The organism is Paraprevotella sp. (genome assembly GCF_986071375.1).
Map to the genome: position 1 here is coordinate 76,878 of NZ_CFQRNQ010000002.1, position 14,973 is coordinate 91,850.

General features: G+C 45.9%; 8 protein-coding genes. 7 read left to right on the top strand and 1 reads right to left on the bottom strand.

Annotation, left to right across the window (positions count from 1 at the left end; translation table 11 throughout):
* Positions 1-2: 2 nt before the first annotated feature.
* Positions 3-1,664 carry an AMP-binding protein gene (locus AC5RDV_RS01525; protein WP_282747629.1) on the bottom strand — a complete coding sequence of 554 codons (1,662 nt, stop codon included), beginning with the start codon at positions 1,662-1,664 and terminating at the stop codon, positions 3-5.
* A 109-nt stretch (positions 1,665-1,773) separates the two neighbouring features.
* On the opposite strand from AC5RDV_RS01525, the gene AC5RDV_RS01530 reads away from it, so the two are divergent.
* The 7 genes from AC5RDV_RS01530 to AC5RDV_RS01560 all read left to right on the top strand — a co-directional run bounded on the left by AC5RDV_RS01530 (position 1,774) and on the right by AC5RDV_RS01560 (position 14,952).
* Positions 1,774-2,451, top strand: coding sequence for an HAD family hydrolase (locus tag AC5RDV_RS01530; RefSeq protein ID WP_282747630.1), 678 nt, complete (start codon positions 1,774-1,776; stop codon positions 2,449-2,451).
* A 33-nt stretch (positions 2,452-2,484) separates the two neighbouring features.
* Positions 2,485-3,306: a 3-methyl-2-oxobutanoate hydroxymethyltransferase gene (gene panB, locus AC5RDV_RS01535; RefSeq protein WP_130892729.1), complete on the top strand. Its 822-nt coding sequence runs from the start codon at positions 2,485-2,487 to the stop codon at positions 3,304-3,306.
* 3 nt (positions 3,307-3,309) lie between these two features.
* The gene (locus tag AC5RDV_RS01540; protein ID WP_282747631.1) at positions 3,310-4,464 is read left to right on the top strand and encodes an MFS transporter; all 1,155 of its coding nucleotides are present in this window, start codon (positions 3,310-3,312) and stop codon (positions 4,462-4,464) included.
* A 341-nt stretch (positions 4,465-4,805) separates the two neighbouring features.
* Entirely contained in the window at positions 4,806-7,649 is a 2,844-nt protein-coding gene (locus tag AC5RDV_RS01545) for a hypothetical protein (protein ID WP_282747632.1), read from the top strand.
* Between the two features lie 5 nt (positions 7,650-7,654).
* A complete protein-coding gene (locus AC5RDV_RS01550) occupies positions 7,655-11,017 on the top strand; it encodes a SusC/RagA family TonB-linked outer membrane protein (RefSeq protein WP_130892731.1) in 3,363 nt (1,120 codons plus the stop codon).
* Between the two features lie 11 nt (positions 11,018-11,028).
* Complete coding sequence (locus tag AC5RDV_RS01555; RefSeq protein WP_282747633.1) at positions 11,029-12,747, top strand: RagB/SusD family nutrient uptake outer membrane protein; 1,719 nt, start codon at positions 11,029-11,031, stop codon at positions 12,745-12,747.
* Positions 12,748-12,750: 3 nt separating this feature from the next.
* Complete coding sequence (locus tag AC5RDV_RS01560) at positions 12,751-14,952, top strand: fasciclin (RefSeq protein ID WP_282747634.1); 2,202 nt, start codon at positions 12,751-12,753, stop codon at positions 14,950-14,952.
* Positions 14,953-14,973 lie beyond the last annotated feature (21 nt).

Genomic DNA, 14,973 nt, shown 5'->3' on the forward strand with positions numbered 1-14,973 from the left:
GTTCAGGGATTCATGTTTTGGTAAAGATAACGTTTGATGCTCTTTTTGGCGGTCTTTTCAAATTCTTCGTTTTGTAACACCACTTTGGTGATTTGCGAATAGGGAGGCAGCTCCTTGTTCAGTTCCTGTCGTGAGATGTCAATTTGCCGCCACAAGGCATGGTCGTCCAACCCGTCTTTCAAGCTTTCGCCCAAATCGGGGTAAACGAGAGCCACTAATTTTTCATTGCACATGATAACCAATGATTCGTTGACGTAAGGAAGATTGTTCAACCGCGATTCTATTTCTTCCGGATAAATGTTTTGTCCGCTTGCGCTGAGCAGCATGTTTTTGCAGCGTCCTTTGATGTACACATCGCCTTCCGGGTTGATGACGGCCATGTCGCCCGTGTGCAGCCAACCGTCGGCATCGAATATTTGTTCCGTGGCTTCTTGGTTTTTATAGTAACCTAACATGGTGTTGCGTCCTCGGCATACCAATTCACCGGGAATCCGTTCGGGGGCGGAACTCAGCACTTTCAGTTCCATACCGTCGGCCGCCCTTCCGCACGACATATAAGCTGTTTCGTACCACGGGCTGTGGCAGATGATGGGGCCGCATTCCGTCATGCCGTAGGCGATGGAATAGGGGAAATTGATAGAGCGTACGAACGCCTCCACCTCGGCGTTGAACGGTGCGCCGCCGATGATGACTTCCTTGATGTTCCCCCCGAAAAGGCGCAGGCTTTCCGTGCGTGCCCTTTCCTTGATTTTCTCGTTGATGATGGGGATGTGCAGGAGCAGTTTGCCCAATTTGCTGTCGATTTTCGGGAGGACCTCCTTTTTGAAAATCTTTTCGATAACTAATGGCACGCAAGAAAGGATACGGGGATGGATGGCCGCTACGGTGGTCATGATGACCTTGGGCGACGGCATGCGTGTGAGGAAATACAGGTGGGCACCGAAACATACGCCATAGAGGAAGTCGTAGACCAAACCGAACACATGTCCCATGGGAAGCATGGATACGATATTGTCTCCCGGTGCGATGCCGATGGTACGGTTGCAGAACAACACGTTGGACATTAAACTACGGTAGGGAAGCATGACTCCTTTGGAGAATCCTGTGGTGCCCGAAGTATAATTGATGACGGCGAGCTGTTCGGGTGAGCTTTCGGGCACGAAATGTACGTGTTCGCGAAGGAACATCATGGGAAAACGCTGTCCGAATAGGGCGTTGAGATGTTTGCGGGCGAAAGAAAGTTTTTCAGAGCGGCTGTTCACGAGTGTGAAGTCCTTCACACAAATGATGCCTTGCAAGGCTGGCATGCGGTTTTCGTTCAAGTTCTCCCACACCTGATCGCCCACGAACAACAAACGTGCTTCGCTGTGGTTGACGATGTGGTGTACATTATCTGGTTTGAACTCGTGCAGGATGGGCACGATGACGGCACCGTAGGTAATGGTGGCCAGGAACGCCACGCACCAGTTTCCGCTGTTACGTCCACACAAAGCGATTTTGTCGCCAGGACGGATATCGGCCGCTTCGAAGAGCAGGTGCATCTTGGCTATTTTACGAGCCACGTCCTTGTATTGCAAGCTCTCTCCATTGAAATCCGTGAACGCTTTCCGGTCCCAATTCTTTTTTATGCTGTTTTCGATAAGTTCTATCAATTTGTCTTCCATATCGCTTGGACATATATCTTGGTATTGAAGACAAAAGTACAAAAAACAAGGCATATTCCAACTAAAATCCGTAATTTTGCTTCCTGAATGATAAAGACGGCGAAAGAAAATGATGGAATTAAGTAAAGGCCAAGAGGTGGCGGCTTTGTTTGATTTGGACGGAGTGGTCTTCGATACCGAGTCTCAGTATTCAATCTTTTGGGGCATGAAAGGAAAGATGTACCATCCCGAAGTGGAGCATTTTGAGAACGTGATAAAGGGACAGACGCTTGTGCAGATTTTCGACCGGTGGTTTGCCGGGTGCGGTGACGTGCAGCGCAAGATAGCCGATGAGTTGGAGGACTTTGAACGGAACATGGCCTACGACTACGTGCCCGGAGTGGAAGATTTCCTTCGCGACCTGCGGCGGGCCGGTATCCGTACGGCTGTCGTAACCAGTTCGAACGACGATAAGATGCAGAACGTGTACCAGGCACATCCGGAATTCAAGTCATATTTCGACCGTATCCTGACGGCGGAATTTTTCTCCCGTTCCAAACCGGAACCGGACTGTTATCTGTTGGGGGCCGAAGTTTTCGGTCTTCCGGTGACGCGCTGTGTCGTGTTTGAAGATTCTTTCAACGGGCTGAAGGCCGGACGGGCTGCAGGAATGAAGGTGGTTGGGCTTTCCACGACGAATGCACCGGACCAGATTCAGGCTTTGTGCGACAGTGTGATTCCGGATTTCCAGGATTTCTATGTGGAAAAATTGTTTGAAATGCTTGCCTGGACGGATAATAATGATTAATTTTGCGGCCGATTTTATTAAAAAAACAGGATTATGGCAGGATATTTAGTGGAGGATACGCGCAAAGTGACGACGCATCGTCTGATTGAAATGAAACAGCAGGGAAAGAAAATAGCCATGCTGACTTCATACGACTATACGATGGCCCGTATCGTAGACGGTGCCGGAGTGGATGTGATTTTGGTTGGCGATTCCGCGTCGAACGTGATGGCGGGCAATACGACCACGCTTCCGATTACGTTGAATCAAATGATATACCATGCGACTTCGGTGATGCACGGTGTGGAACGAGCCTTGGTCGTTTGCGACATGCCTTTTGGTTCTTATCAGGTTAATCCCACAGAAGGAGTGACCAATGCCATCCGTATCATGAAGGAAAGTGGTTGCGACGCTCTGAAACTGGAAGGCGGGGCGGATATTATCGATACGGTGAAGGCTATATTGGCAGCCGGTATTCCCGTTATGGGACATTTAGGGCTGACACCGCAGAGTATCAATAAGTTCGGCACATACGCCGTGCGTGCTAAAGATGAGGCCGAGGCGGAGAAACTGGTGGCCGATGCGCATTTACTGGAAGAAGCCGGCTGTTTTGCCATCGTATTGGAAAAGATACCGGCATCGTTGGCTAGTCGTGTGGCCTCTGAATTACATATCCCCATCATCGGTATCGGGGCGGGACCGCAAGTAGACGGGCAGGTATTGGTGGTCAACGACATGTTGGGTATGAATAAGGGTTTTTCTCCGAAATTCCTCCGACGTTATGCCGATTTGCATACGGTAATGACGGATGCCATCGGGCAATATGTGAGCGACGTAAAAGCCCGGACGTTTCCGGATGAAAACGAGCAGTATTAAGGCGTGGCACAAATCTCTGTCGGGCATAAGGCTTTATGGCATGCTGATTTCCTGAAAATCATCTTAGCCAACTTTTGTGTATGTACCTCTTTATATATGTTTTTGCCTGTCGTTCCCGTGTGTATGGGACGGATATTGGGGGGAGAAATGGGAGGTATATGTGCTTCCGTGTTGCTCTTTTGGGTGGGCATATGTTTACCTGCACCTTTCTGTAATTACTGGTTGGATGCTTATCGGCGGAAAAATGTGGCCTTGTGGGCGTTAGTCGGCATTGTATGTGCTACGATGGCGTTTCTTTTCGATGGTCCGCAGTGGGTGAGAGGGGTGGCGAGGATGATGCAGGGAGCTTCGTATTGTGTGTTCCAAATAGCATTGGGGAGTACTTTGTTGTTGGATTTGTCCGATACGAAAAAGCGGACGGAAGCCGCACATGTTTACTATTGGTTCACCCGTTTAGCTTTGGTTTTCGGTCCCTTGTCGGGTATACTCTTGCCGGTGCATTACGGTGTACGTCTTTTTGCCGGAGTATCCGTGGCTTTACTGCTTTGTGCCGGGGTGTTGATTGTGACGATGCGCGTTCCTTTCCGGGCTCCTTTGGAGCCGTCATGGTGTACATTCGACCGTTTTTGGTTGCCTCGGGGATTTCGGCTTTTTGTTCCTTTGATGGGAGTTGCTTTTTCTGCCGGGCTGATGTTGGGGCAATACCGGGATGTCGAATTCTACTTGTTTTTGGCTGTCGGTTTTTGGTTGGCTTTATGGGGGCATCACTTCTTTTTTAGGGGAAAGTTGCAAACGGAATTGGCAGTAGGATTCGTTGTTCTCTCGGCAAGTGCGTTGTTATGGGGATTGGGTGGCGATATGAAAGGAATGGAATGGAGCATTGCTTTATGCTTGGGAAGTGGCCTCGGTTTTGTGACCAGCCGGTACTTGCTTTCTTATATTCGTATTTGCGAGCATTGCGAGAGAGGAACGGCACAGACTTCTTACCTTTTGGGATGGGATGCCGGACTTTGGGCCGGGTATTCTGTTTCTTTCGGGTTGAGAACGGAAGTTGGGGAAACGATATATACTTATATAATGGGGGCTATATTCGTGGGAATGGGAATGTTTCATTTGTTTTGGACCAGGCTGTGGTATATGAGAAATAAACGGAAATAATATGTTTTTAAACATGTTTTCGATATTTGTTTAGATTTTATTATGTGTTTTTACAGAAATGTCATATCTTTGATACCCAAATGAGGGCGTTTTGTACACCTGATTAAAAAAATATTGAATAATTAACCTAATGGAATGTAAAGTAGGCTATATTAGAGGACACGGATTCAGCACTTTAGAGGAGTTAGGGCTCCCAGTGAAAAAGTGCCAAAAATGTTGTGTGGGCACACTGCTTGTCAATTCCCGGCCAAGAGCCGGTGACAGGTTCGGTGTATGGCGTCATAACGATGTTTATATATTGAGTGAATAATAATCTATTAAAATATTAACCTAATGGAAATATGAAAGGCAGTAACATTAAAAGTAAAATGGGTCGTTTTACCTATTCTGCATGTGCGCTGTTCTTCGCCGGTGGTTTGTTAGTCTCTTGTGAGGACGAGCTTTTGACCGGAATGCCTTCGTGGTTGGGTAGCAGCATCTACGAAGAGTTGGAGAAGCGTGGGAATTATAAAACGATGTTGGAACTTATCAATGACAAGGATGTTTCGACCGTGGATGCAAACGGCGAGACAGAGTATGCCAGAACTTTACGTTTGACCGGTAGTAAGACGTTGTTCGTTGCAAATGACGATGCTTTTACCCGATTCTTTCAGAACAATGTGTGGGGGGCCAAGTCTTATAGTGATTTGACACCTTCACAGAAAAAGTTATTGTTTAATTCTTCGATGATAAACAGTGCTTATCTGATAGAGTTGATGTCAAGTACGCCTGGCGATAATCCGGCACCCGGCACTATGATACGCCGTTCTTCTTCGTTGAACCTGTATGATACGATTCCGCAGTTGCGCGTTTCGGACATGCCGGACAACGAATATTGGCAGTATTACCGTACTAAATATTCGGATGCGGCGATGGGAGGAATGACGGTGTTTCGGGACAATACGACATCCCCGATGGTGCATTTCCTTTCCGCTTATATGTCGAATAAGTCGATTACGAACGATGACTTGAAGTTCTTGACCAATGGGGCTTGCGACAACACTTCAGAGTCGTATATCAACGGGCAGCGTTTGGTGGAAAGAGATATCACGTGCCAGAACGGTTACATTCAGGTTTTGGAAAACGTAATGAATCCTTTGACCAATATGGCCGAAGCTATTCATAACGACGGAGAACTTTCGACATTCAGTAAGATGTTGGATCGTTTTGCCGTACCGGTATATAATGAAGGATTGTCGAATACGGTCGGTGTGGACTCTGCGTTCGTATGGCGTTATCTGAATAACGGTTTCGATTTGGGAACCGAGGGAGGCAAAAATGCATTGTTGACCTATAAGAATGTGGATTACGATCCAGCGGATGTCTTGTCCTACGATCCAGGGTGGAACCAGTATGAGAACGGTTCTTCCAATACCCCCATGAGCGAAGACATGGCAGTCATTGTCGCTCCTACGGATGCCGCTTTCGAGCGTTACTTCAAATCGGGTGGTGGTGCTGCTTTGGTTGACCGTTATAAATATGTAGACAGCATCCCGAACCACATCATCGTGAATATGTTGGATAACTTCATGAAGTATTCTCTGGTGGCTACAGTGCCTAGCAAGTTCAGTTCGGTGATGAATACGGCCCAACTGGAAATGGGACTTTCTGTGGGCGAACCGGGCGGACAGACGGGTATCGGTTCTTGTCTTATGGCAAACAATGGTGTGGTATACAAGTCTAACGAAGTTTATAATATTCCGGAATACCAGTCTGTGGCTTTCCCTGCGTCTTTGAACGACAACGACCGTAATACCAAGACTGATATCATGCGTTTTATCATCAATGAATTGGACTATCAGGCTTACCTGAATTCCATGGAAAGTATGTTCTTGTTCATTCTTCCTACCGATGAAGCGTTGAAAAACTATGTAGACCCGGTGGATTATCACAAGAACCAACCTACCATTACGGAGTTTTATTATGATTACAGTCCTTCGCTGACCGGTAGCCGCATCAAATGTAAACGTTATAATGCAACGAAGAATGCTGACGGTACGTTGACACGCGGTGCAGAAATCACTAACCCTTGGAAAAACGGTAGTACGGAATCTGATTACGTAACGAATCGTCTGAAAGATATTCTGGAGAATTCCATCATCGTACAGGATAAGTCTGCCACTACTTCAACGGGTAAGAGTGTATGGGTTACAAAGGGCGGTTGTCCGGTCATACTTGAAGGTACGGGCGCAAACATCCGTATTACCACTCCTTATCGTAAAGAGCTTGCCGACCAGAATAGTAGCAATAGCCCCTTTGAACTGAAAGTCCGTGAGGTGGAAGGTTATTATAATATGGGATCAAATCCAGACGGCAATGGTGAAACTTTTATTGTAGACATGGAGCCGGTGATGTCTGCTTCAAAATCTGTTTCTGTTTTATTAAAGGAGTTGGCTACAAAGGATGACCGTTATAGCGAGTTCTCTAAAATGGTGGAAAATAGTACGTTAGTATCTCAGTTCTATAACATTACTACAAGCGGGTCTTCTTCTACAGGTGTAGCCAAGACCATTTCCAATGGTTTGACCCTCTCGGTCATGGAGAATTATAATTATACAGTGTATGCTCCGCCTACAGCCGAGATTGAGAAAATGTATGAGCATAAATTGCTTCCGGATTGGAGAGACGTGATTGAGTTGGAAGGCAAGTTGGATGAAATCGAGAACAGTAATCCGCAGGAGGCTGAGCGATTGGAGGTCCAGATTGATAGCATGAATACATTGATTAACAATTTTATACGTTATCACATTCAGAATAGTTCGATTTATCTTACAGCTCCAGCCTCATCGGGTACTTACGAGACTTCTTATATGGGAGGAAGCCGTTTTGCCACGCTTACCGTGTCGAACAGCGGCCAGGCCGGTTCGGGAAGTATAGTCATCACTTGCAATGATGCCAATAAAATGGAAATTGAAGGGGAAGCTCCCCGGAAGGTTTTGGAAGGCAATTACTTTGCACGTGAATATCGCTTCCGTTCCGGTGTAAGTTCAAGTGACGGTTCTTCGAGTGGTCCTATTGCATGTACGGATATTGAATCGGCAACCCGTATTTTCAACTCTTCTACGGCTGTTGTACATTTGATAGACAAACCGTTGCTTTATACAGAAGAATTGTCTAATGCTTACAATAAGATTTCAGGTAATTAACCTTAATGATAAAGACAATGAAACAATTAAAATATTATTTCTTAATTTGCTGCCTGGCTATTGCCTCGGTAGTGAATGCTCAGGGAATAACGAGTGTGAGTGGAACGATTTCCGACTCCTTCGGGCCTGTCGTAGGGGCTGCTATTGTGGAAATGGACGCTTCTAACCGTAACATATCTGCCACCGTGACAGACTTTAACGGTAACTTTACCCTGAAAATCAAGAATCCTAAAAACCGTTTGAAGATTAGCTATGTGGGTATGAAGACCCAGATTCTTCCTATCAATAAAAAGGTGTACCATGTGACGTTGGAAGATGCTATGGTATTGAAACAGGTGGAAGTAAAAGCTAAGAAACGTGTGGAGTCTTCCGGTCTGGCTATTCCCGAGCGTGAAGTTTCTTTCGCTTCACAGACTATCAATGCCAAGGAATTTGAAGGTTTGGGTTTGACTTCCGTAGATGAAGCTTTGCAAGGGCGTATCGCAGGTTTGGATATCGTGATGAATTCTGGTAACTTGGGTGCCGGTACGACGATGCGTTTGCGTGGTGCGTCCACCATCAGTACGTTGACAAGTTCCGAACCTTTGATTGTGGTGAACGGTGATGTTTGGAACGTGGATCAGAGTAATTTTGATGTACAAAATGCAAATGATGAGCAGTTCGCGCAATTATTGAACATCAATCCTGAAGACATCGAGAGTATCAGCGTCTTGAAGGATGCTGCTGCTACGGCTATCTGGGGCTCTCAAGGTGCAAACGGTGTGATTGAAATTAAGACGAAACGTGGTAAACGTGGAAAACCGAGATTGACTTATTCTCTTCGTTTGACGGGTACATATCAGCCGGATGGGGTGGATTTGTTGACGGGTGACCAGTATACCATGTTATTGAAAGAAGCATATTTCAATCCTCGTTTGAGCGATGAGGCCGCTAATATCCCTGAGCTTAATTATATCACGGATAAGCGTGTGTTCTCTGAATGGCAGATGTTCAACAACAACACGGATTGGGTGAAAGAAGTGAAGCAAGTCGGTTTGCGTCAGAATCATTTCGTTTCCATAACCGGTGGTGGTGAGAAGGCGACTTTCCGTATATCCGGTGGTTACGACCATGAAACGGGTTCTATCATCGAGCAGAAGTTGGATCGTTTTACGACCCGTATGATGTTAGATTATTACGTGAGTGACCGTATCAAGATTATCAGTGACTTTGCTTTGACTTATACGGACAACCAGAGAAACTCTGATGACTTGTTGAACATTGCTTATAAGAAAATGCCTAACTTGGCCATATTTGAAGAAGATGAGCAAGGTAATTCTTTGGGGCGTTATTACGAGATGTTGAAGGCCAAAGACGCATTGGAAGACCAACGTGGGTTGGTGAACCCGATTGCGAGTGCCAAGTATGCCAAGAATTCTTATACGACATACGCCATCGACCCGAAATTGGAGTTGCAATATGACTTCTTGGGTATAGATGAAACCAAGCACCGTTTGACTTATAACGGAAAGGTAATCATGAATGTGTTCAATGCATACGAAGACACCTATTATCCGCGTGAATTGTCTACGGACAACTGGAATGCCGACGGAGTGAGCAAGGCTACAAGCTATAGCTCCAAGAGTCTGGCCTTTACCACTACGCATACGTTGACTTTCGTGCCTCATTTCCTGAATGAAGACCATTCATTTATGACGATGGGACGTTTCCAATTAGTTTCAGGTACGTCGAGTGACCAAAAGACGGAGGTGGCCGGTTTGCCAAATGGGATAGAGGCTCCGAGTGCCGGTGGTATTACCCCGGGGATGTCTAGTAATTTTAACCGTTGGAGAAGTCTTTATTATACGTTCTCTGCCCACTATGCTTATAAAGAAAGATACATTTTTGACGTATCTGCCCGCGTAGACGGTACAACCAAGTTCGGTCCGGGTAAGCGTTGGGGTGTTTTTCCTGCATTCTCAGGCCGTTGGAACATAATAGATGAGCCTTGGATGGAGGGTACGCGCAAGTGGTTGTCTATGCTTTCTATCCGTCCGGGATGGGGTATGACTGGTAATCAACCAAATAAAGACTATCTGTATGTCAACCAATATAGTGCCGCCAGTAACTATTTCGGTGCTACCGGTATGGCTCCGAATAACTTGAAGTTGAATACCTTGCAGTGGGAGATGAAGTACACGTGGAACGTAGGTTTCGACTTGGGTTTTTGGGATGACCGTATCAAGGCTGACATTAACCTGTATACTCAGACCACCAAGGACATGTTGATGGAGAACGTGAGGATATCCAGTATCTCTGGTTTCACGAATTATCCTTACCAGAACGTAGGTGACATGAACAATAAAGGTTGGGAAATCAACTTGAACACCAACAAACTGATTCAGAAGGGTAAGTTCTGGATGGACTTGAATTTCACGTTTGCCAACAACAAGAATGAGATAACCCGCATGGATCCCCGTGTATTGGAAACTTTGAACAATGACTGGGTGGCAGAAAACGCAAAGCTCCTGCAACGTGTGCAGGTGGACAATCCTTTCGGTGCCATTTACGGTTACCGTTGCAAAGGTGTCTATATGTATAATTATGATACATATTTGCAGAAGGAACGCTTGGCGGCCGACGGTGATGCGGAGGCTAAGGCTTTCATCGCTAACTTCAATAACAATGGGGGATGGACGGCACCTTTGGTGTACAATGCGAACGGAGAAATCGTACGTGACATGAAGGGTGATCCGTTGCAGATGATGTTCAATTATGTTTCAGGCGGGACCGGATATGAATTTAAGGGTGGAGATGCCATCTATGAAGATGTGAACCATGACGGTAACATCAACCAACTCGACGTGGTTTACTTGGGTAACTCATTGCCGAAGTTGACCGGCGGTTTCGGACTCAAGTTCAATTATGGCGACTGGGCTTTGAATGCACAGTTCAACTACCGTGTGGACTACGACATTGTGAACCTTGCCCGTTTGAACATGGAGAGCATGAGTTCCAACAACAACCAGAGCCAGGCTGTGAACTACCGTTGGCGTAAAGAAGGGGACATCACTTCTATCCCGCGTGCTTTGAGCGCAAGCGGCAACTTCGCGAACTATAATACAATGATTAGCGACCGCTTTGTGGAAGACGGAACGTTCCTGCGTCTGAACTATTTGCAGATTTCTTATAATATGCCGCAGAAGATGGTAAAGAAAATCGGTTTGAGCGGTTTGCGTTTCTATTTGAGTGGTAATAACCTTTTCTGCTTGACGAAGTATTCCGGCGTAGATCCGGAGTTGGGTTACGGAGGATATAGCGTGACGCAAGACAACGCGCAGACTCCGCGTGCCAAGTCATATACTTTTGGTGTCACAGTAGATTTCTAATTGATAATGCTATGAATAAGATGAAGAAAATATGGTTTAAATCAGCTTTTCTGGCCATGGTCGGAATGTCTATGACATCTTGTGGAGACTTTCTGGATATTTATCCGTTGACCATGGTGTATGAAGATAATTACTGGAATGAAAAGAACGACGTGGACCAGATTGTGACAGGTTGCTACACCCGTATGCAGGATGATGATTTTGTCCGCCGCCTGTTCATTTGGGGCGAGAGCCGTTCGGACAATACGCGCAAAGGGTTTCATCCTAAATTCAGCGCAACCTCGGCGGAAGGGTATATTTTGTCGGAAAATATCCTGTCGAATAATGCCTATACCGATTGGTCGAGTTTCTATTCTGTCATAGACCGCTGTAATCTGGTTATCCAAAAAGCACCGGAGGTGGCAGAAAAAGATCCGAATTATTTGCCGAGCGACGTTCAGGCAACGATTGCCGAGGTAACAGCTTTGCGTGCGCTTTGTTATTTCTATTTGGTACGTACGTTTAAGGATGTGCCGTATTATACGGAGGCCATTACCAATGACGAACAAGAGCTGAACTTACCGGCTACGGATGGGGATGTCATCGTCCGGAACCTGATTAATGATTTGGTGGCTGTGTGGCCGGATGCGTTGAAGGCATGGCCGAAACAGTCCGGTAAGGATATCAGTTACGGACGTATCACACAGAATGCTATCTTTGCCATGTTGGCTGATATGTACCTGTGGATAGGGGATTACTCTAATGCAGAGAAGTATGCCCAAATGGTTATCGATTCCAAGACGGAATATTTCAAGAGTAATTATTCTTCCTATTACATGGTGGATGATTATCCTTTGATTCCGGATAATGACAATACCATCTTGTTGGCAGGTGTGGCTTATGAATATAACTTCGGCGAAGGTGGTGGCCCAGAGAGTATTTTTGAGTTGGATTTTTCTGAAAGTACGACGGATGGTTCAAAGTCGAACGATGTACCGGCCGAGTTTTTCAACCGTTTTTTCAAATCTAATGATAAAGACCCGAATTATGGACAGTTCGCACCGGCAGAAGATCTTTGGAAAGAGTTATCTTCTCCGCAGATATTCTTGTCGAACAAAGACACGCGTATCAAGGAGTCCATCCATGTGGACAACGAGTCGAATCCGGAAATCGTGACCATTGCAAAATATGCTTATACGAGCATTAATCCGGGCCTTTCTTCCGGTAGTTCTTTGGCTTATGTTGAACGTATGACGAAAAACGATGCCAACTGGGTGTTCTACCGGGTGAGTGACATGATGCTGATTAAGGCAGAAGCTTTGATTTGCATGATGGGAGAAGAAGAATCGGAGCGAAATGACAGCTTAGGACAGGCTGCTTTCGATTTGATCAAGGCGATTGCCGACCGTTCGGCACCGAATACTTCTTCCTCTTTGGTTTATAGCAATTATTCTACGAAATCACAATTGATGGATTTGGTGTTCGACGAACGTAGACGTGAGTTCTTGTTCGAGGGCAAACGTTGGTTTGATTTGGTACGCCACAGTCGTCGTGACGGTAATACGGAATATTTGGTGGAAGCCGTGCAAAACAAGTTTACGGAGAATGCGGCGACTGCCACCGGTAAGCTGAAGAATATAATGGCTATGTATTGGCCTTATAATTACGACGAATTGCAGGTTAACTCCAACTTGAAGCAGAATCCTGCTTATCCGGAGGCCGGTGATTCATACGAATCTACAAATAAATAAAATATGAAGGGCTTGTTTAAAATATTAATATCCATTTGCACCGTTTTATTCTTGACGGTGCAGATGAATCTGTTCACCAGTTGCAATGACGACTTGGCGTCCGACAGCTACTACACTTTTACGGGGGAGATGATGAGTGATTTTTTGAAGAATCGCGAAGATTTCAGCCTGTTCAAGCGCATTGTCGAGCGTGCCGGCGAGATGGATTTCCTGTCGAGCCGTGGTTCCCGAACGTTTTATCCGGCTATCAATTCCGGAGTGGAAGCCTTTTTGAAGGAACGTGGCTACGCTTCTGTCGAGGACATGCCTGTGGAATTGTGCGATACGTTAGTGAAAGCTTGTTTGGTGGATAATAGCATCAAGTACACTTATAACTTTGCCGAAACGGAGCAAATCAATAATGAGCTCGACTTGCCTTTGATTATCGTGACGGACGGAGATACGGTGGACGCGAATGGGATGACGTTAAGTGTCATCAACCGTCGTTCCGCCATTATCAATGAGTTGAAGAATGACTCTGTAGACAACGGAGTTGTTCATCCGGTGGATCGCGTATTGATTCCGAATACCAGTTTGGGTTCCAGTCTGTTGGATGAAAAGCATGACGAATTCACGATTTATTATGAAGCGCTCAAACGTACGGGGTTATTGGATTCGTTGATTCATTATCGTGATGACAGTTATGAAATCTGGAAAGAGAATTACCCTGAATTCAAGAAAGATATTCATTCCGGAGGTATTTTCAATGAAAATGATCAAGGTTATGCCTACCATGCCAAGCGTCCGGACCACCGTTACCAAGGTTTTACGTTGCTTATCGTTCCCGATGAGGTGTTGTATGAAAAATACAGCAATCGCTTCAACGCCAATATGACTTTGGACCAGAAGGTTGATGCGTTGTACGATTTGGCTGTGGAAAAATATAAAGATAATGCAGCTGCCAACATATTCGGTTTGAATGATGTGGATCCTGACGATTCGGAAGGGCGTACGTATAAGGAACGGTATTGGAACAGGGAGTCCTTGACCAGTCGTTACAATCCGTTGAACATGTTCTTGTCGTATCACATTCTGGACCGTTTGTTTGCCAGTACGGCCAAGTTGATAAACTGTTGGGGCACCAATACGGCATACGCCAACCCTACGGAGTGGATTTCCACCTTGTTGGATTATTCCACGATAAAGTTGGAGAGAGTGTATGCCACTGTGGACAAGCAGGTAGAACATCCGGCCGGTTATTATGTCAACCATAGTACGGCTACGGAGTACAATTCTTATGACAGGATCCGGGGTGCCTATTTGACTCGGCCCAATGCGGAAAACTTCTCATTGAATGTCTCCTATTTCTATCTCGATGACGTGGTAGCTTACGACCAGACGATGCGGAACAACGTAATGAATACGAGAATCAGAATGGATTTTTCCACCTTGTGGCCGGAGTTGACCAATAACGACATTCGTTTGTGTGGAAATCCGACGCAGGCTCATGGTTCTCATGACAATGATGAGAATGGGGGCGAAAATGGTGGATTCAATTACTATATTCCGGTAGGGTATATGAAGAATTGTACATTCAGCGAGAATACCATTTTCTTCGTGCAACGTCCTAAAGTGCCTTGGTGGAATTGGGGCGGGGATGAGATTAACATTTTGGGAACGAGTTACGACGTGACTTTCCCGTTGCCTAATGTCCCTCCCGGCATGTATGAACTTCGTTTGGGATATCCGGGTATGTTGGATCGCGGTATTGCCCAGATTTATGTGGACGGTATACCGCAGGGGATTCCTATTGACATGCGTTATCGTGCTGACGATGCACGAGTCGGTGGGTTATATAATGGGACTACCGGTTTCCGGAATTCGGAAGAAAGTACTTCCGGTATTTACACCACTGAACAGTTGGAAGAGAATGCCCGGACGATGAAGAACAACGGTTATTATAGTGGGCCGAAGAGTTGCTTTACGGGGAATGACGGAACGGATGCTCCGAGATACAGTCCGAATAGTTGTACTATGATGTACAATAATGCCTATACTTTCCGTCGTAAGATTTGCAATGTAGAGGTGAAACCCCATACGGCTCACGAAATTCGTATCCGTTCCGTATTCACCCAAGGAAACAAAGGGTGTTTTGTGCTCGATTATATGGAATTGGTACCCGTAAGCATTTGCGGTGCCGGAGGTATCGGTGAAGATCTTTACTAATATTCACATTAAAACACTAAA